Origin of the sequence: Pseudomonas sp. NPDC086278, assembly GCF_050280905.1 — a bacterium.
Taxonomy (GTDB): domain Bacteria; phylum Pseudomonadota; class Gammaproteobacteria; order Pseudomonadales; family Pseudomonadaceae; genus Aquipseudomonas.
Genome location: NZ_JBNNWE010000112.1, coordinates 1 through 19,337 on the forward strand (window position 1 = coordinate 1; position 19,337 = coordinate 19,337).

Here is a 19,337-nt window from a genome sequence, read left to right on the forward strand (position 1 = left end):
TTCAGATGCTGCGCGACTTTCTCGCCAAGACGGTGGGTGGTTTCGTTGAGCCACGCCGGTTTGAACTGCGGGCCGAGTTCCTGCTGGCGCCAGTCCGGCTGTTCGCTGTCGAGGAATTCCGCCAGTTTGATCGGCTCGCCGAAGTTCACCGCCACCTGGCCGAAGCGCTGCTTGAGCGCGCCGATGACTTTGAAGATGTCGAAGATCGATTCTTTCTTCTTGGCGGCGCCACGCAGTTCGCCGAGGTAAGTCCGGCCTTCCAGCACGCGCTCGTAACCGATGTACACCGGGATAAAGACGATGGGCATGCGCGACGAACGCAGGAAGCTGCGCAGGGTAATCGCGAGCATCCCGGTTTTCGGTTGCAACATGCGCCCGGTGCGCGAGCGGCCGCCCTCGACGAAGTACTCGACCGGGAAACCTTTGGTGAACAAGGTGTGCAGGTATTCGTTGAACACCGAGGTGTAGAGCGGGTTGCCCTTGAACGTGCGGCGCATGAAAAACGCCCCGCCACGGCGCAGCAGGCTGCCGATCACCGGCATGTTCAGGTTGATCCCGGCGGCGATGTGCGGCGGGGTCAGGCCATTGCGAAACAGCAGATACGACAGCAGCAAATAGTCGATGTGACTGCGATGGCACGGGACGTAGATCACTTCGTGACCCTGGGCGACGTTCTGCACGCCTTCGATGTGATTGACCTTGATCCCGTCGTAGATCTTGTTCCAGAACCAGCTCAGTACGACTTCGAGAAAGCGGATCGCGGTGTAGGTGTAGTCCGAAGCAATCTCGTTGCCGTAGCGCAGCGCCTGGGCCTTGGCTTTCTCCGGCGAGATCTTCTCGCGCTCGGCTTCATCGAGGATCGCTTGCTTGACCAGCGGCTGATTGAGCAGGCCTTTGACCAGGTTGCGGCGGTGGGAAATGTCCGGGCCGATGACCGCGGCTTTCAGGTTGCGAAAGTGCACCCGCAGGATGCGCTGGGCCATGCGCACGGTGCGCTCGTGGCCTTTGTTGTGGTCGACCAGTTCACGCAAATGGATGGGCGCGGAGAACTGCACGCGGGTCTTGCGCCCCAGCACGATGATGCTGAGCAAGCGGCGCAAACGGCCGGTAACGGCCCAGCTGTCGGCGAACAACAGTTTCCACGGGCTCGATTCGCTGTCCGGCGACTGGCCCCAGAACACGCTGACCGGAATGATCTGCGCGTCTTCGGCGGCGTTCTGGCTCAGGGCGCTGACCAGTCGGGTCAGGGCCGGCGGCGCGCCACGTTTGTCCTGACGGCCGAGCCAGTCGGGCTCCGGCGTCAGGTAGAAGAACGCGGCAGGCTCCAGCAGATTGCCCACGGAGACCGGCAGTACCGGGCGCGGCAGGCCGGCCTTGGTGCACTCGGTGTCGAGCACGGCGAGGTCGGTCAGCGAAGGGTTTTGCAGGACGTAGAACACCGGGCGACTGCGGTCGAGGTTGAGGGTGAACGACGACTGATTGATCGTCTCCGAGCGAACCCAGAGATAGAGCAGTCGGCGCAGGGTGCCAAACACAAGACGGCGGAACGGGGAACGGGTCATACGGCTTCTGCGTGAGTGATTGAAACCGAGCAATCGCTCGGGCGGCCGATAGTGTGCCGTATTAGCCGAAAATCGGCAAAAAAGCGCCGATGTAATCTTGAGTTGAGAGTTTTGGCGCCTGTCATATACTCGCCGGCTCAACAATAAAAAGAAGGGGGTAACGAGACATGGCTACGCGCGAAACCGGCAGTGTGAAGTGGTTCAACGACGCCAAGGGCTACGGCTTTATTCAACGCGAGGACGGAGTGGACGTGTTCGTACACTACCGCGCGATTCGCGGCGAAGGGCACCGCTCGCTGGCCGAAGGTCAGCAGGTTGAATACGGCGTGGTGACCGGCGAGAAGGGGTTGCAGGCTGAGGATGTCGTAGGTCTGTAAGCCATCCTTCAGTTCACCCAAAACCACTGTGGGAGCGAGCTTGCTCGCGATGAGGCCCTTTCAGTCAACATCAATGTTGAATGTCAGTTCGCTATCGCGAGCAAGCCCGCTCCCACAGGTTTTGTGTACAGCGGTTAAGCAGTTTTCCAGGTGATTTCTTCTTCACCATCGGCGCTGATGCGCATCCAGCGATCCGCCGTTTCTTCACCTTCTTCCTCGACCCACGTCCCTGGCGCGCAGCGCACCTCAACGTTCAGCGCAGCAAACGCCGCGCGAGCGCAGGCGATGTCGTCTTCCCACGGGGTCTGGTCGCTGTCCAGAAACAGGCTGTTCCACTTGCCCACGGCCTTCGGCAGCCAGGTCACTGGCACGTTGCCGGCCTTGCATTTGTAGGTCTGGCCTTTCTGCACCCAGTCGGTGCATGGGCCCAAAGCAGCGCCGAGCCAGACCGCTATGGCCTTGTAGTCGACGTCGGCGTCTTTCAGGTAAATCTCGATATCGGGTTGGCGCATGGATGTCCTCACTGCGGGTCTGAAAAATCCATTCGCGGATTTAGCCGGTCCACGGCCAATGCCGAGAACCAAGAAATTGAAAAGTTATTGAACAACGAAATAATCGTAGCGCATCGAAACAGTGACCTCGAACGGCTCGGCCTGCTCGATGACCGCCGCCCGGCGTTCGGCACTGGCGCGCCAGCCGTGGGGCGTCATGGCCAACAGATTGGCGCGATCCTGACCACTTGAAAGCATCAGTTTGAATTCCAGGGTTTCGCTGTGCGCCAACGCCATGCCTGCTGGCACCAGGGCCAGGTGCTTGTCATCGGTGTATTCACGCACTTCGTCATACAGGCTTTCGCGCAACTCCATCAAGTGGCCGCTGGTCGGCCCGACTTTCATCAAACCGCCGCCAGGGCTGAGCAAACGCTTGGCTTCCTCCCAGTCCAGCGGACTGAAAACGCTGGCGAGAAACTGGCAACTGGCCGACGCCAATGGCACCCGGGCCATGCTGGCGATCAACCAGGTCAGCTGCGGGTTGCGTTTGCAGGCGCGTTTGACCGCTTCGCGGGAAATGTCCAGCGCGTAACCGTCGGCGTTCGGCAGGGCTTCGGCGATTTGCGCGGTGTAGTAACCCTCGCCGCAACCGATGTCGAGCCAGCGTTGCGGCGCATATTGCGCCGCCAGTTCTGCCAGACGCTTGGCCACCGGCGCGTAGTGACCGGCGTTCAGGAAGTCGCGGCGGGCCTCGACCATCGCCAGGTTATCCCCAGGGTCGCGGCTGTTCTTGTGCTGCACCGGCAGCAGGTTCAGGTAACCCTGGCGCGCGCGGTCAAAACGATGCCCGGCGGGGCAAGCCACGCCGTTGTCCACCGCGTTCAGCGGTTCGCTGCAGATCGGGCAGGCGAGCATCAGGCGAGCAACTTGATCAGGGTCTGGTAGTAGATTTCGGTCAGCACGTCGAGGTCGGCGGCCAGTACCCGCTCGTTGACCTGGTGGATCGTCGCGTTGACCGGCCCCAGTTCAACCACTTGGGTGCCCATGGTCGCGATGAAGCGACCGTCGGAAGTGCCGCCGCTGGTGGACGCGTGGGTCTCGCGACCGGTGATGTCCTTGATGCTCGATGCCACGGCATCGAGTAACGCGCCCGGTTCGGTGAGGAACGGCAGGCCGGACAGCGCCCAGTCGATGTGCCAGTCCAGGCCGTGCTTGTCGAGAATGTCGGCGACGCGCTTCTGCAAGCCTTCAACGGTGGATTCGGTGGAGAAGCGGAAGTTGAACACCGCCACCAGATCCCCCGGAATCACGTTGGTCGCGCCGGTGCCGGAATTGACGTTGGAAATCTGGAAACTGGTCGGCGGGAAGAAGTCGTTGCCGTGGTCCCAATCCTCGGCGGCCAGTTCGGCCAGTGCCGGGGCGGCGAGGTGGATCGGGTTTTTGGCGAGGTGTGGATACGCCACGTGACCCTGAATGCCCCGCACCGTCAGTTTGGCGCCGAGGGAGCCGCGACGGCCATTCTTGACCACATCGCCCACCAGCGTGGTGCTCGACGGTTCGCCGACGATGCACCAGTCCATACGTTCTTTACGCGCGACGAGACGCTCGATCACAGCCTTGGTGCCGTGGTGCGCCGGGCCTTCCTCGTCGCTGGTGATCAGAAAGGCGACTTTGCCCTTGTGATCCGGGTAGTCGGCGACAAAACGCTCGGCGGCCACGGTCATCGATGCGAGGCTGCCTTTCATGTCCGCCGCGCCACGGCCGCAGAGCATGCCGTGTTCGTCGATCACGGCGTTGAACGGGTCGATCTGCCACGCCGTCACCGGGCCGGTCGGGACCACGTCGGTGTGACCGGCGAAGCACAGCACTGGACCGTCGTGCTTGCCATGGGTGGCCCAGAAGTTATCCACATCTTCGATGCGCATCGGTTCCAGTGCGAAACCGGCATCGCCCAGGCGCTGCATCATCTGCTTCTGGCAATCGGCGTCGACCGGCGTCACGGACGGACGGCGGATCAGGTCGATGGCGAGTTGAAGGGTCGGCGAAAGGTCGGCGTGGGCCGTCATGGAAAACTCCGGAAAACTTGAATAGGGGCACGGTAAAAATGTGGGAGGGGGCTTGTTCGCGAAGCTTTTAGCGTCAGTGATGACGCCTTCGCGAGCGAGCCCGCTCCCACAGGTATTGAGTTCGGCAGTTAAACCGAGCCCCGCCAAGGCGCGCAAAATGGCGGTTATCTTAAAGCAAAACGGCGGCCATTGGCCGCCGTTTAGTGCATCTGTGTCGATTTAGACGGCCGGTGCCGTCTGAGCTTCGACCACCGGTTTGGGCAGCGAAGACAGGAACGCCATGATCAGTGCCGCCAGGTACGGCAACGATTGCACCAGCAACATCGTCACCCAGAAGCGCATGTCGTTGCTCGGCAAGCCGTTCACCAAGTAAATGCCCAGCGCAGCGCCCCACAACAGCAACATGATGAACACCTCTTCGCGCGCTTCCGAAATCGCCACCCAGAAACCGTGGTTATCGGCGTTTTTCGGCGTACGGAAGAACGGAATGCTGCTGGTGAAGAAACCGTACAACACCGCTTTGGCGATGGTGTGCGACAACGCCAGCCCGGCCAGTGCCGCGCAGAACGCATCCTTGAGGTTCACGCCGACGGCGCGACGGTACAGGAAGATGATCTTGCCGACCTTGAACACGAACAGCGCCAATGGCGGGATTGCGAAAATCAGCAGCGGCGGGTCGACCCGCTGCGGCACGATGATCATCGCCGCCGACCACAACAGTGCGCCGACGGTGAAGAAAATGTTCATGCCGTCCGCCACCCACGGCAACCAGCCCGCGAGGAAGTGGTAACGCTGGCCACGGGTCAACTCGGTGTCCTTGCCGCGCAGCAAACTGGCGGTGTGCCGCTTGATGATCTGAATTGCGCCATAGGCCCAGCGGAAGCGCTGTTTCTTGAAGTCGATGAAGGTATCGGGCATCAGGCCTTTGCCGTAGCTGGTGTGGTAATACGCCGCCGACAAGCCTTTCTCGAACACGCGCAGACCCAACTCGGCGTCTTCACAGATGCACCAGTCGGCCCAGCCCAGTTCTTCAAGCACCGAGCGCCGGGTCATGGTCATGGTGCCGTGCTGGATGATCGCGTCACGGTCGTTGCGGGTGACCATGCCGATGTGGAAGAAGCCTTTGTATTCGGCGTAGCAGAGCTTCTTGAAGGTGCTTTCGTTCTGGTCGCGATAATCCTGCGGCGACTGCACCACCGCGATTTTCGGGTCGGCGAAGTGCGGCACCATGTGCTTGAGCCAGTTCGGATCGACGCAGTAATCCGAGTCGATCACCGCGATCACTTCGGCATCCTTGGCGGTGTGCGGAATCAAATAATTCAACGCGCCGCCCTTGAATCCGGCCAGCGGCGCGACGTGGAAGAACTTGAAGCGTGGGCCGAGCGTTGCGCAGTAATCGCGCACCGGTTCCCAGACCGCCGGATCCTTGGTGTTGTTGTCGATGATCAGGACTTCGAAGTCCGGATAGTCGAGGTTGGCCAGCGCGTTGAGGGTCTGTTTGACCATGTCCGGCGGCTCGTTGTAGCACGGCACGTGAATCGACACTTTCGGCCTGTAGTCCGAATGGCCTTCCACTGGCAGGAATTCACGTCGGCGCTTGTGGGTCCAGACGGCTTCGGCCAGTTCATGGGCCTCGGTCAGCAACACAATAAACACCCCGAGCGCACCGAGGGCGAGCAAAAAGCCCACCGTCAGGCTGAACCACGTGCTGTATTGCTGGCTGTAGTCGTAACCGATCCACACCAGCACCGAACCGCACAGGAACGCGATAAAGGTCAGGAAGGTGCGGCCACGCTGGCGCAGGGCCGAGCCGTCGATCATCAGCAGGGTCAACGACAGCAGCGCCAAGACGGCCGAGCCGATCGCCAGCACGCGCCACTGCGGGATCGAGACCACCGGGCCTTCGAAGTTGAATTTTTGCTGACGCGCGGCGTTGAACACGCCCCAGTACGCGCCCACCGAACCTTCATCGCTGGCCTTCCACGGCTGGTCGAACGCTTCGATCACGAAGTAGTTGAAGCCCTGGCGGTTCAGCTTGTTGACCAGCGTGCGCAGGTAGATCGCCTGATCCGCCGGGCTCGCATCGGTGCCGCCGCGCATCCGGCCGTTGCTCGGCCAGCCAACCTCCGACAGCAGCAGCGGTTTTTTCGGGAACATCTTTTTCAGGTCACGGGCGCGGTCGAGGACGAACTGGCCGGCCTTGTCCACCGGAATGAATTCCCAGTACGGCAGCACGTGCGCCGCGATCAGGTCGACGTGTTTGGCCAGTTCCGGGTGTTCTTCCCAGACGTGCCACTGTTCGGAGGTGGTCACCGGCACTTTGACGGCGGCGCGGACCCGATCAAGGATCACGCTCAGTTCGGCGGCGGTGATTTCCTTGCGGAAGATCGCCTCGTTGCCGACCACCACGCGCACCACACTGCGCGAGGTGTTGGCGATTTCGATGGCGCGGGTGATTTCGCGCTCGTTGCGTTCCTGGTCCGGGCTGATCCAGATCCCCAGCGTCACCCGCAGGCCGAACTCTTCAGCCAGTTTGGGAATGTCTTGCAGGGTGCCGTCGACCGAGTAAGTCCGGATGTTATCCGTCAACTTGCTCATGATCTCCAGGTCGCGACGCATCTCGTCGTCGGTCGGGTACTGTTCTTTCTGTGGGTACTGGCCTTGCTGGAACGGCGAGTACGAAAAACCGGAGATCTGTTCAGGCCAGTTGGGGGCGCTGACCGGGCGGTTGATCAACGCCCAGAAGCCGGTAAACAAGGCTGCGATGGCGAGCACCACAACCAGGTTGAGTCCAAATTTACGCGATGACATAGCTATTTCAGGTTCCAAAGGCTGTGGAACGAAGGAACGGTCGGCTGTTAGCCAAGGGGCGCGCATCCTACACCGTGCTTTCACGTGCCGTACATCAGGCAGAGAAAAGTCTGACGTTGGGCAATTCGCTTTCACATAAGTTCTTACACTTATAGCCGGATGGTTAAAAGTTCTGCCGTTGTGGCCCTATAATGCGCGCCGGTTTTTGGGGTAATGGTCATGAGTACAGAAGATCCACGGTTTGCCGGCATCGCTCGGTTGTATGGCATTGAAGGCCTGGAGCGTTTGCGCGCGGCGCATGTGGCGATTGTCGGCGTCGGTGGTGTCGGTTCCTGGGCGGCGGAAGCCGTGGCCCGGTGTGGCGTCGGCGAGATTTCGCTGTTCGACCTGGACGACGTCTGTGTCAGCAACGCCAACCGACAGCTGCACGCGCTGGACAGCACCGTCGGCAAACCCAAGGTCGAGGTGATGGCCGAGCGCCTGCGCGGAATCAACCCGGACTGCACGGTGCATGCCGTGGCGGATTTCGTCACCCGCGACACCATGGCCGAGTACATCACGCCGAACATCGATTGCGTGATCGACTGCATCGACAGCGTCAACGCCAAAGCGGCGCTGATCGCCTGGTGCAAGCGCCGCAAGATTCAGATCATTACCACCGGTGGCGCGGGCGGGCAGATTGACCCGACGCTGATTCAGGTCTGCGACTTGAACCGCACGTTCAACGATCCGCTGGCGTCCAAAGTGCGCTCGACGCTGCGCCGCGACTACAACTTCTCCCGCACCGTGACCCGCCATTACAGCGTGCCGTGCGTGTTTTCGACCGAGCAACTGCGTTATCCGAAACCGGACGGCAGCATTTGTTTGCAGAAGAGTTTTGTCGGCGACGGCGTGAAGCTCGACTGCGCCGGTGGGTTTGGCGCGGTGATGATGGTTACGGCGACCTTCGGCATGGTTGCGGCGACCAAGGCTGTGGACAAGATTGTGGCCGGGGTGCGGCGGCCAGCGGATCGGGTCAGGCCTGAGGTTTAGGGTTGCTGCTGATGGCGCCTTCGCGAGCAAGCCCGCTCCCACAGGGAAATGCGGTCCCCCGGGGGAGCAAGCTCCTCCCCTGTGGGAGCGGGCTTGCTCGCGAAGGCGATTAACCCGCCAACTCATTCATCCGCTGGAGCACGGCATTCAAGCCATTACTGCGCGAAGGCGACAACTGCCGGCTCAGCCCCAGCTGATTGAACCAGTCCGGCAAATCCACCTGCCGCAACTCCGCCGTCGACAGCCCGTTGACCCGCGCCAGCAGCAATGCCACCAACCCGCGAATCAATCGTGCATCGCTGCTGGCGCTGAATTGCCAATGCCCATCCTGAAAAGTCCCCACCAGCCACACCTGGCTTTCACAGCCATGCACCCGGTTGCCATCAACTTTGTCCACATCGCTCAGCGCCGGTAGACGGTCGCCCCATTGCATCAACAATCGCGCTCGCTGCTCCCAGCTGGCGACGCTCTGAAAAGTCTCCAGCGCCGTTACCGCTGTGGCCGGCAAACTCATCGCAACAACTCCAGCGCCTGATCCAGCGCTTCAAAAAACCGCTCCAGGTCTTCGGAGTCGTTGTACAGCGCCAACGACACCCGAATTGCCCCGGCCAGTTCGAAGCTTTTCAGCAGCGGCATCGCGCAGTGATGACCAGCGCGCACGGCGATGCCTTGTTCCGTCAGCAAATGCGCCAGATCCGAGTTATGCACACCCTCGACGACAAAACTTGCCAGGGCCAATTGCGGTTTGCCCAGCAGACGAATGCCGTTGCGGGCTTCAAGGCCTTTGAGCAAATAGGCATGCAACGCCGCTTCGTGAGCGAGCACCGCGTCCTGATCGAGGCCCACCAGATAGTCGAGGGTGGCGCCGAGGCCGATCACGCTGGCGATGGGCGGTGTGCCGGCCTCGAAACCCAACGGGGCGGGGCGGAAGCGTGCGCCGTGGTAATCGGCGTCCAGGACCATTTCGCCACCGAATTGCCAGTGGCGCAGTTGTTTCAGCGCTTCATGGCGCCCAAACAGCACGCCCAGACCGTCAGGACCATAGAGCTTGTGGCTGGAAAACACATAGAAGTCGCAACCCAGCGCCTGCACGTCGTGCCGACCATGCACCACGCCTTGCGCGCCGTCGATAACGGTCAGGGCGCCGTGGGCCTGGGCCATCGCCAGCAGCGCGGGCAACGGCTGCCAGGCGCCAAGCACATTGGACAACTGGCTGACCGCCAGCAAGCGCGTTTGCGGACCAATCAACTGCGCGGCGCTGTCCAGGTCGATCAAACCTTCGGCATCGAGTGGCAGGATTACCAGTTTCAACTCGCGACGGTGGGCCAGTTGTTGCCAAGGCAGCAAGTTGGCGTGGTGCTCCAGGGCGCTGATGACAATCTCGTCGCCCGGATTGAATAAGTGCTCCAGGCCATAAGCCAGGAGGTTCAGCGCAGAGGTCGCGCCGTGGGTAAAGACAATCTGCCCGCAGTCGCCGGCATTCAGCCACTGCGCGACTTTGCTGCGGCTGTCCTCGAACGCCTGAGTGGCATGGGCGCCGGGCAAGTGTTGCGCCCGATGCACATTCGCCGCGCCGTTGGCGTAGTAATGCGCCAGAGCGTCCAGCAGGGCTTGCGGTTTCTGCGTGGTGGCGGCGTTGTCCAGGTAGGTCTGGTCTTGCCGTTGCAGCGCGGCGATGGCCGGAAAATCGGCGCGCCAGGGAGAGGCAATCATCATGCTATCGGGCCCTGCTGTACGTGGGCGAGGTGTACGCCTGACCCTGTGGGAGCGGGCTTGCTCGCGAAGGCGTCCTGGAGGGCGCCAAAAGCTTCGCGAGCAAGCCCGCTCCCACAGTTGCTGGGGCAGGTTGCTGCAGCAATCAGTTGTGAGCGTGCAGCGCTTCGTTCAGTTCGATGGCCGATTTGTGGGTTTTGCATTCCACGGCACCGGTTTCCGAATTGCGGCGGAACAGCAGGTCCGGTTGACCGGCCAGTTCACGGGCCTTCACCACTTTGACCAGTTTGTTGTGCTCGTCCAGCAGCGCCACTTTGGTGCCAGCGGTCACGTACAGGCCCGATTCAACGGTGTTGCGGTCGCCCAACGGGAAGCCGATACCGGCATTGGCGCCGATCAGGCAGCCTTCGCCAACCTTGATCACGATGTTGCCACCACCCGACAGGGTGCCCATGGTCGAGCAACCGCCGCCCAGGTCCGAACCCTTGCCGACGAACACACCCGCCGACACGCGGCCTTCGATCATGCCCGGGCCTTCGGTGCCGGCGTTGAAGTTGACGAAACCTTCGTGCATCACGGTAGTGCCTTCGCCGACGTAAGCGCCCAGACGAATACGCGCCGCGTCAGCGATACGCACGCCGGCCGGCACCACGTAATCAGTCATTTTCGGAAACTTGTCCACCGAGAACACTTCCAGCAACTCGCCGCGCAGGCGGGCTTCCAGTTGATGCTCGGCCAGTTCGCCGAGGTCGATCGCGCCCTGGCTGGTCCATGCCACGTTCGGCAGCAGCGGGAACACGCCGGCCAGGTTCAGGCCGTGGGGCTTGACCAGACGGTGGGACAGCAGGTGCAGCTTGAGGTAAGCCTCAGGCGTGGAGGTCAGTTGCGCGTCTTCAGCCAAAATGGTCGCGACCAGCGGCTTGTGGCTTTCGGCCAGACGGGTCAGCAAGGCAGCTTGGGCAGCGTCGACGCCTTTCAGGGCTTCCGCCAGTTGCGAGGCCTGAGCGGTGCTGAACGCGATGGCCTGATTGCCTTCGGTGTAACCCAGAACCGGGGCGATGGCCGCAACCAGTTCCGCCGATGGATGGAGCAGTGGCTGCGCGTAAAACACTTCCAGCCAGGCGCCTTGACGGTTTTGAGTGCCGACGCCGAAGGCCAGGCTGAACGGGGTAGTGGACATGTAAATACCTCTAACAAAATTGAACGGGCTGGCTTACTTGAGCGCTGCCGCGTAGATATCTGGCTTGAAGCCAATCAGGGTTCGGTTACCGAGATCGAGGACCGGGCGCTTGATCATCGAGGGTTGTGCGAGCATCAGCTCGATGGCTTTCGGCTGGTCGAGATCGGCTTTGCGTTCGTCGTCGAGCTTGCGAAAGGTCGTGCCTGCACGGTTCAACACCACTTGCCAGCCGTGCTCATCGCACCATCGGGTCAGGTGTTGGCGGTCGATTCCGGCCGTTTTGTAGTCATGAAAGTCATAGCTGACAGCGTGTTCATCGAGCCAGGTGCGCGCCTTTTTCATGGTGTCGCAAGCTTTGATGCCGAAAAGGTGCAACGTTTTGCTTGAAACGGTCAAGGAATTGCCCCCTTACAGATGCTGGAAAAAAATGGTGACGGATTATGCCATGACCCTCGAGTTAAAACGCAAAACCCTGTGGGCGTGAGTCTGCTCGCTCCCACAGGTTACCTGCACGTTTGTGACGGCGTGCGCACTGCCCAGATGCAAATCGGCGCGGGTGCATTGTTGGTGTGGCCGACCCTGGGCATGCCTGTGGCGATGGACCCGCAATTGTTGCTCTTCTGTGCCTGCTGCCGTTGCTGTTCTGCGAAAGGCGAATCGGGGTTGGTAAAGTCATTGCCAAGTGCGTTTGGGTGATATTTATCGGGGATAAACTGAGCGGATAAATTCAATATCTTTTTTGGAGATTGTTTTGTTTTGCCGGACTTCTATTTTGTTCCACGTGATGTAGGCGGGGAAAGCATAGTGCATGATTGATTGACGGTCGTACGGTGTAAGTCGAACCTCGGCTCGGTCAAGTTTCTTCAGTACGTCTAAATATATAGTTTCATTTGAATAGCCGAGGTTTCGGTATTCGCGGTATACGGCCGGCAGATTCCAGTCAAGCCCCGCATCGGGATGTTGATGTTCATGCTTCAGGCCAAGCGCGTGACCAAATTCATGCAGGACTATATGGGTGAAGTCAGGAGACTTATAGTCGGTTCCCAGCATCATGGTGGGTTCGCCCGGGGATATACGCAGCGCATCGTTACCGATGGTCGACCAGTTTCCATCTTTGGCTTGACCGGAAACCACGATTCTAATGTCGGCACCCGGATCTTCAACGAACTTGAAAGTCAGGTTGACGTGGGGTGCCCACTGATTGATTGCAGCGATTACAACCTGTGTCGCCTCTTGGGTCGACGAAAAAATGGCGATTCGTAAAGTTTGACCGGCGCTCCAGAAGTTGTTGCGCCTCCCGGCGCTTCGTGCTGACCCGAATACATTGTTATTCTCGGTAATCTCCTCGCGGGCATCACTGGCTAATTCATAAGTGTAGGCTTCGTTGATAAATGATGGATGAGTGCAGAGTGTTGGGATATTCATGGCTTGGGGCTCTTGATGTGTTGGAGGTGTTGGGTGTTCACTCTGTTGGTCTTTGCATAAAGGTCATGTGTGAAGGTGAGCTTTAACTTGCAATTTATAGCGAGGTGAGTAGTGGCTGAACGTATTTCTATATGTTGTTAATGGGAAGGCTCCGCATCGTAATACGCGATGCGGAGCGTTTAAAAGCTTCGATATGGCTGTGTTCTCAGGTTTGTCAGCGCTTCGGGTACAGCAGTTTCATAAGCTGCTTGTCTTTTTTACTGATTTTGCGGTTGGTCAGGATTTTCCAGTTGCCTAGCGTTAAGTTGTCAGCGACTGGGTAATGCATGATGGATTTTCTGTCGTACGGCGTATAAATCGCCGACAGGGCATTAAAGGAAGTGAATATGTTCCTGTCGACTTCATCTTTGCTCAACGGGTTCATCTCCCTGTTTTGGTAGTACTCATAAACTTTCGGTTTGTCCCAGGGGATATTGGCTTCGGGGTGTTGATGTTCGTGCATCGCGCCTAATGCGTGGCCAAATTCGTGGGTGACAATCACCTCGAAGTCTTCGTGCTCTGGTTTTACTCCCAGGTTCATGGTCGGCCAGGCGGGATGAATCAATAGCGCGTCCGTGCCTAACATTGAACTGTTGTCATTGTTTTTTGTGGCGATGCGGATATCACCCTCGAGCCCCTCGACGAAGTCGAAGCTTAGATTGATATAAGGCAGCCATTGGCGTGCCGCGTTGATGATCTTCTTTTTATGTTCATCGTCGGGGCCGTCGATAAAAGCGATTTTGAGTGTGCGTCCGTTCTCCCACAGTTTTGAATAATTGATCAGCGAGCGCTTGCGCCGAGTGCCCGTGCCGCTACCGGCATTCTTCGGGTTTTCATTGATGGCGACTTCGTAGGATTGTTGATCGTCGGGCCATTGGATAAGGGTGCAGTCTTCAATACCGTTCATGAGTTACTTCGTCCTTGAAGTGAGATGTGTGAATGCACACGTTAGTGCGCTGCACGAGAGTAAGGGTGACTCCGCAGTTCGGTGAACTTTAATTTCAGATGAAGTGTTACCGGTTATAAAGTTGTGCCCGCACTGCGTTGCACAGTGCGGGCGGGAAACTACTTGTTGCGGGTAATAAACGCGCGAATCCGTTCTGCGGCTTCGATGCATTCGGCCAACGGCGCGACTAAAGCCATGCGCACACGACCGGCTCCCGGATTGACACCGTCGACCTCACGGGACAGATAAGAACCCGGCACCACCGTCACATGCTCTTCGACAAAAAGCTCGCGGCAGAACGCTTCGTCATCGCCATCAATGCTCGGCCACAAGTAAAAGCCGCCATCGGGTCGCTGCACGTCCATCACCGGGCTGAGGATTTCCAGCACTGCATCGTATTTCTCGCGATACAGCACGCGGTTGGCGCGTACATGCACTTCGTCGTTCCACGCGGCGATACTGGCCAGTTGGGTCTGAACCGGCATCGCGCAGCCGTGGTAGGTGCGATAAAGCAGGAAGCCTTTTAGGATGTCGGCATCGCCAGCCACGAACCCCGAACGCAGGCCGGGCAGGTTGGAGCGTTTGGACAGGCTATGGAATACCACGCAGCGCTTGAAGTCTTTGCGGCCCAGTTCGACGCAGGCACTCAGCAAGCCGGGCGGCGGGGTTTGTTCATCGAAGTACAGTTCGCTGTAGCACTCGTCGGCGGCGATCACGAAGTCGTATTCGTCGGCCAGGGCGATCAACCTTTTCAAGGTGTCGACCGGGATCAAAGCGCCGGTCGGGTTGCCTGGCGAGCACAGGAACAGGATCTGGCAGCGCTTCCAGATGTCTGGCGAGACCGCCTCGAAATCCGGGTTGAAACCGTTTTGGTCCAGGCATGGCAAGTAGTGCGGCTTGGCCCCGGCCAGGAACGCGGCGCCTTCGTAGATTTGATAGAACGGGTTCGGGCTGACCACCAATGCGTCGTCGCCACGGTTGACCACGGTCTGGGTGAAGGCGAACAGCGCTTCACGGGTGCCGTTGACCGGCAGTACGTTGCGCGCCGGGTCGAGCCAGCCGTTCGGGACGCTGAAGCGACGTTCGCACCACGCGGCGATGGCTTCGCGCAGGACCGGAATGCCAAGGGTGGTCGGGTAGACGGCCATCTGATCCAGGTTGCTGGCCAGGGCTTCGGCGACAAAGCTTGGCGAACGGTGCTTCGGCTCGCCGATGGACAAGGCGATGGCGCGTTTGTCCGGGTTTGGCGTGACGCTGCCGAGCAGGGCGCGGAGCTTCTCGAACGGGTAGGGCTGCAACTGGGTCAAAGCGTTGTTCATCGGGGGCCTCTTCAAATGTGGGAGGACTAGTGTGGTATGGCGCTTGTGTGGCGAGGGGACTTGCCCCCGTTGGGCTGCGACGCGGCCCCGAAACCTGCGAACGCGGTGTATCAGGTGCACCGCATTCAATGTTTTACGACTGCTTCGCAGCCGAGCGGGGGCAAGCCCCCTCGCCACAACAAGCCCCACATCACACATCCATTCCCACAGGGGAAATGTGTTGGGTCAAATACTGATGCGTGAGAGTTTGATGTCGGGTTCCTGGCTGACGCTCAACTGCTCGACGATCGCGTCCTGCAAGCGGCTGCACAGCAACGGGTCGGACAGCGGCTGGTTATGCGCGTCGGTAATGAAGAACACGTCCTCCACGCGCTCGCCGAGGGTCGCAATCTTGGCGTTTTGCAGGGACAGGTCGAACTCCAGGAAGATCCCGCCAATGCGCGCCAGCAGGCCCGGACGGTCGGGGGCGCTGAGCTCCAGCACCGTGACCGGACGCTGGGCATCGTTGTGGATCGTGACCTGGGGGGCAAACGCGAAGTGCTTGAGCTGGCGCGGCACCCGACGCTGGATGATGGTCGGGTAATCGTCCGGGTTGCGCAGGGCTTCGGTCAGGCCTTCGCGGATCTGTTTGACCCGCGTCGGATTATCGCCAATCGAGTCGCCATCGGTGTCGAGCACGATGTAGGTGTCGAGGGTGAACTGGCTGCTGGAAGTGATAACCCGGGCGTCGTGAATGTTCAGGTTGAGCTGGTCCATTGCGGCCACGGTCACGGCGAAGAAATCATGTTGGTCCGGCGCATAAATGAAGATCTGCGTGCCGCCCTCGAATTCACGCTGGGTGGTTTCCTTGATCAGCACCAGCGGCCCGCCATCGGCCGGTTGCTGGAGGATCGCGTCGCTGTGCCAGGCGACATCGCCGGCAGTGTGACGCAGAAAATAGTCGTCGCCCAATTGCGCCCACAGTTGCTCGACGTCGTCCGGATCGGTGCCGCCGCGCACCAGAATGTCCAGCGCGGCGCTTTGGGTCTGGCGAATCTGTTCTTCGCGGTCCACCGGGTTTTCCAGGCCGCGACGCAGGGCGCGCTTGGTCTCGGTGTAGAGCTGGCGCAAGAGGCTGGCGCGCCAGGAGTTCCACAGCGTCGGGTTGGTGGCATTGATGTCTGCCACGGTCAGCACGTACAGGTAATCGAGGTGGGTTTCGTCGCCGACAATCTGCGCGAAATCGTGGATGACCTGTGGGTCGGACAAATCCTTGCGCTGGGCGGTCGTCGACATCACCAGGTGGTTTTGCACCAGCCAGACGATCAGGCGGCTGTCCCACACCGGCAACTGGTGGCGCTGGCAAAAGGCTTCGGCATCGACCGCGCCGATTTCCGAGTGATCGCCATGTCGGCCCTTGCCGATGTCGTGGTACAGGCCGGCCAGGTAAATCAGCTCGGGCTTGGGCAGCTTGGCCATAAGCTTGCTGGCCAGCGGGAATTTCTCCGACACCTGGGTGTACTGCAACTTTCGCAGGTGTTTGATCAGGTTCAGCGTGTGCGCATCGACGGTATAAATGTGGAAGAGGTCGTGCTGCATCTGCCCGACGATAAAACCGAACTCCGGCAAGTAACGCCCGAGAATGCCGTAGCGATTCATCCGTCGCAGGTTGCGGTGGATGCCGATCTTGCACTTGAACAACTCGATAAACAGGCTGGTATTGCGAATGTCGTTGCGAAAATCATCGTCGATCAGGTGACGGTGTTCGCGCAGCAGACGAATGGTGTCGGCGCGCACGCCTTTGATTTCCGGCTGCTGGGCCATCAGTACGAAGATTTCGAGCATGGCAAACGGCGTGCGGCGGAACACGTTGTCGTTACGCGCCTCGATGTAGCCGTCGTGCAGTTGAAACCGCGAATTGATTGGCTGCGGCGGCGCCTCGTCTTCCGGCGCGAGGATGACTTCCTCGAAATGCTGGATGATCAGGTCGCTGAGCTGGGCGATGCTCATGACCACCCGGTAATACTGCTGCATGAAGTTTTCGATGGCTTGTTTGGCATCATCGCCTTCAAAACCCAGCAGCCCGGCAATCGAGCGCTGGTGGTCGAACAGCAGGCGGTCTTCGGAGCGACCGGCGAGCATGTGCAGCGCGTAACGCACCTTCCACAAAAACTCCTGGGACGAGGCGAGCAGGGCGTTTTCGCTCTCGACCAGAAAGCCTTCGCCGGCCAGCGCGCGCAGGTTCAGGGTGCCGTACTCGCGGCGTGCCACCCACAGAATCGTCTGAATATCCCGCAGGCCGCCAGGCGAGCCTTTGACGTTGGGTTCCAGGTTGTATTCGGTGTCGTTGTACTTGTGGTGACGGGCCTTCTGCTCGGCGCGTTTGGCCAGGAAGAAGTCCTTGCTCGGCCACATGTGAGCGGTGCTGGTGACGTCGAGCATGCGCTGACGCAAGCGCTCGGGGCCGGCAATGGTGCGGCTTTCCATCAGGTTGGTGATCACCGTCAGGTCGGCGCGGGCCTCGACGGCGCACTCGTCGACCGAACGAACGCTCTGGCCGACTTCCAGGCCGATGTCCCACAGCAGCGTCAGAAAACGCTCGATGGAGTCGCGGAAAACTTCGTGATCGGCGCTGTCCAGCAGGATCAGCAGGTCGATATCGGAATATGGGTGCAATTCACCGCGACCGTAGCCGCCGACCGCGACCAGCGCGATGTCGGCGTCTTCGCTCCAGCTGAACTGCTCCCAGGCCTTTTGCAGGATGTTATCGACAAACCAGGCACGATCCTCGATCAGCCGGCGAATGTCGCGGCCGCTGCGAAAGCGCCCGTCGAGCACCTCGCGGGCCTGGCGAATCGCCTTCTTGAAGGCCGCGATCGGGCTAGCCTTCAGGGCCAGTTCAGCCTGGAACTGGCCACGGTCGAAGAGTTCGGGATCCACCTGCGGCATCGATTGGCTTTCCTTTCTATAGGCTGGGAGCGAGTGCAGGATCAGGCCGAGACGCGGGGGATGGTGTCATCGGCGCGCAAGGTGAAGATCTCGTAACCGGTGTCGGTGACCACAAGGGTGTGTTCCCACTGGGCCGAAAGCTTGCGGTCCTTGGTGATCGCGGTCCAGCCGTCGCCCAATACCTTGGTGTCAGCCTTGCCCTGGTTGATCATCGGCTCGATGGTGAAGGTCATGCCCGCTTTCAGCTCCATGCCGGTGCCGGCGCGGCCGTAGTGCAGGATCTGTGGTTCTTCGTGGAAGACCTTGCCGATGCCGTGGCCACAGAATTCGCGAACCACCGAGAAGCCGTTCTTTTCCGCGTGCTTCTGGATGACTTCACCGATGTCGCCCAGGCGGCAGCCCGGTTTGACGATTTCGATGGCCTTGTACATGCATTCCTGGGTGATCTGCGACAAGCGCTCGGCCCAGACCGGCACGGTGCCAACGTGGAACATGCGGCTGGTGTCGCCGTGGTAGCCGTCCTTGATCACGGTCACGTCGATGTTCAGCGTGTCGCCATCTTTCAGCGGCTTATCGTTCGGGATGCCGTGGCAGACCACGTGGTTGATCGAGGTGCAGATCGACTTCGGGTAGCCCTTGTAGTTAAGCGGGGCAGGAATGGCCTGCTGCACGTTAACGATGTAGTCGTGGCAGATGCGGTCCAGTTCTTCGGTGGTGATTCCCGGTTTGACATGTTCTGCAATCATTTCCAGCACATCGGCGGCCAGTTTGCCGGCGACACGCATTTTTGCGATGTCCTCGGGGGTTTTGAGGGTGACGGTCATACAGGCTCTCTCTGCGCTCGTTGGCGCTTGCTAAAACGGAATGGGCGTAGCGCGATCGATTCGTCGCGGCCCCGAAAAACGCGATTCTAACAGACGATCAGCGCAAATCTGAGCCTCTGTGCATCGCTTGTCTCTATAGATAGGCGCATTCTTGGGCGATTCCAAGGGCGTAGATAAAGGCGCGCGTCAGGAATTGAGAATCCGGGTTCCGTTTTTTCAAGCTCTGTGATATAAAATGCGCCGCTTTCCGGGGATACCCCGAGAGGCTTAAATCCACACACGTGTCGACACGATGACCTGGGTGCCTTCAGCTGATGCTGCTGGTTGGTCATTGGGATACGTGGAGGCCAAACCCGACTTATTAAGGAACTATCATGTCCCAAGTCAACATGCGCGATATGCTGAAGGCCGGTGTGCACTTCGGTCACCAGACCCGTTACTGGAACCCGAAAATGGGTAAATACATTTTCGGCGCTCGTAACAAGATTCACATCATCAACCTTGAAAAAACCCTGCCAATGTTCAACGAAGCTCTGACTTTCGTAGAGCGTCTGGCCCAGGGCAAAAACATGAAGCCCACTTCGCCAGCCTTGAGGTCAGCCGTCGGGGTGTGTTTCGGGTTGA

Annotated in this window: 17 protein-coding genes; 3 read left to right on the forward strand and 14 right to left on the reverse strand. The window is 59.8% G+C overall.

All coding sequences use genetic code 11. The annotated features are described in order from the left end of the window. Nucleotides 1-1,562 (reverse strand): glycerol-3-phosphate 1-O-acyltransferase PlsB (gene plsB / locus ACQKP4_RS25100; protein WP_427636554.1); only part of this gene is annotated, 1,562 nt, incomplete at its 3' end. A gap of 167 nt (nt 1,563-1,729) precedes the next feature. Between plsB and ACQKP4_RS25105 the strand changes: the two genes are divergently transcribed. Beyond that, nucleotides 1,730-1,939 carry a cold-shock protein gene (locus ACQKP4_RS25105; RefSeq protein WP_403026800.1) on the forward strand — a complete coding sequence of 70 codons (210 nt, stop codon included), beginning with the start codon at nt 1,730-1,732 and terminating at the stop codon, nt 1,937-1,939. 134 nt (nt 1,940-2,073) lie between these two features. On the opposite strand, the gene ACQKP4_RS25110 is transcribed toward ACQKP4_RS25105, so the two are convergent. From ACQKP4_RS25110 to ACQKP4_RS25125, 4 genes are all read right to left on the reverse strand, one after another. Next, nucleotides 2,074-2,451, reverse strand: a complete 378-nt coding sequence (locus tag ACQKP4_RS25110) for a hypothetical protein (protein WP_427636556.1) — start codon at nt 2,449-2,451, stop codon at nt 2,074-2,076. 84 nt (nt 2,452-2,535) lie between these two features. Then, nucleotides 2,536-3,345 (reverse strand): putative RNA methyltransferase, encoded by an 810-nt coding sequence (locus ACQKP4_RS25115; RefSeq protein WP_427636558.1) that lies wholly within the window; start codon nt 3,343-3,345, stop codon nt 2,536-2,538. Continuing rightward, nucleotides 3,345-4,496 carry a succinyl-diaminopimelate desuccinylase gene (dapE, locus tag ACQKP4_RS25120; RefSeq protein ID WP_427636560.1) on the reverse strand — a complete coding sequence of 384 codons (1,152 nt, stop codon included), beginning with the start codon at nt 4,494-4,496 and terminating at the stop codon, nt 3,345-3,347. Before dapE ends, ACQKP4_RS25115 begins: the two co-directional genes overlap by 1 nt. Nucleotides 4,497-4,715: 219 nt before the next feature. After that, nucleotides 4,716-7,307: a glycosyltransferase gene (locus ACQKP4_RS25125; protein WP_427636561.1), complete on the reverse strand. Its 2,592-nt coding sequence runs from the start codon at nt 7,305-7,307 to the stop codon at nt 4,716-4,718. A gap of 219 nt (nt 7,308-7,526) precedes the next feature. On the opposite strand from ACQKP4_RS25125, the gene tcdA reads away from it, so the two are divergent. Next, nucleotides 7,527-8,339, forward strand: a complete 813-nt coding sequence (gene tcdA, locus ACQKP4_RS25130) for a tRNA cyclic N6-threonylcarbamoyladenosine(37) synthase TcdA (protein WP_427636563.1) — start codon at nt 7,527-7,529, stop codon at nt 8,337-8,339. Between the two features lie 109 nt (nt 8,340-8,448). Here the strand turns inward: tcdA and ACQKP4_RS25135 are convergent, their stop codons facing one another. From ACQKP4_RS25135 to map, 9 genes are all read right to left on the reverse strand, one after another. Beyond that, nucleotides 8,449-8,853, reverse strand: coding sequence for a SufE family protein (locus ACQKP4_RS25135; protein ID WP_427636564.1), 405 nt, complete (start codon nt 8,851-8,853; stop codon nt 8,449-8,451). Beyond that, complete coding sequence (locus ACQKP4_RS25140; RefSeq protein ID WP_427636566.1) at nt 8,850-10,055, reverse strand: aminotransferase class V-fold PLP-dependent enzyme; 1,206 nt, start codon at nt 10,053-10,055, stop codon at nt 8,850-8,852. The genes ACQKP4_RS25135 and ACQKP4_RS25140 overlap by 4 nt, the downstream gene beginning before the upstream one ends. Before the next feature lie 142 nt (nt 10,056-10,197). Next, on the reverse strand, nt 10,198-11,232 hold the full coding sequence (gene dapD, locus ACQKP4_RS25145) for a 2,3,4,5-tetrahydropyridine-2,6-dicarboxylate N-succinyltransferase (RefSeq protein WP_427636568.1): 1,035 nt from the start codon (nt 11,230-11,232) through the stop codon (nt 10,198-10,200). A gap of 33 nt (nt 11,233-11,265) precedes the next feature. Continuing rightward, entirely contained in the window at nt 11,266-11,574 is a 309-nt protein-coding gene (locus ACQKP4_RS25150; protein ID WP_427636577.1) for an arsenate reductase, read from the reverse strand. 357 nt (nt 11,575-11,931) lie between these two features. Next, complete coding sequence (locus ACQKP4_RS25155) at nt 11,932-12,657, reverse strand: M12 family metallopeptidase (RefSeq protein WP_427636569.1); 726 nt, start codon at nt 12,655-12,657, stop codon at nt 11,932-11,934. A gap of 214 nt (nt 12,658-12,871) precedes the next feature. Beyond that, the gene (locus tag ACQKP4_RS25160; RefSeq protein WP_427636571.1) at nt 12,872-13,603 is read right to left on the reverse strand and encodes a M12 family metallopeptidase; all 732 of its coding nucleotides are present in this window, start codon (nt 13,601-13,603) and stop codon (nt 12,872-12,874) included. 158 nt (nt 13,604-13,761) lie between these two features. Further along, on the reverse strand, nt 13,762-14,961 hold the full coding sequence (gene dapC, locus ACQKP4_RS25165; protein WP_427636572.1) for a succinyldiaminopimelate transaminase: 1,200 nt from the start codon (nt 14,959-14,961) through the stop codon (nt 13,762-13,764). Nucleotides 14,962-15,186: 225 nt separating this feature from the next. Continuing rightward, on the reverse strand, nt 15,187-17,889 hold the full coding sequence (locus ACQKP4_RS25170) for a [protein-PII] uridylyltransferase (protein WP_427636573.1): 2,703 nt from the start codon (nt 17,887-17,889) through the stop codon (nt 15,187-15,189). A gap of 41 nt (nt 17,890-17,930) precedes the next feature. Beyond that, nucleotides 17,931-18,713, reverse strand: a complete 783-nt coding sequence (gene map, locus ACQKP4_RS25175) for a type I methionyl aminopeptidase (protein WP_427636574.1) — start codon at nt 18,711-18,713, stop codon at nt 17,931-17,933. 374 nt (nt 18,714-19,087) lie between these two features. Here map and rpsB point away from each other — a divergent pair. After that, nucleotides 19,088-19,337 (forward strand): 30S ribosomal protein S2 (gene rpsB / locus ACQKP4_RS25180; RefSeq protein ID WP_427636575.1); only part of this gene is annotated, 250 nt, incomplete at its 3' end.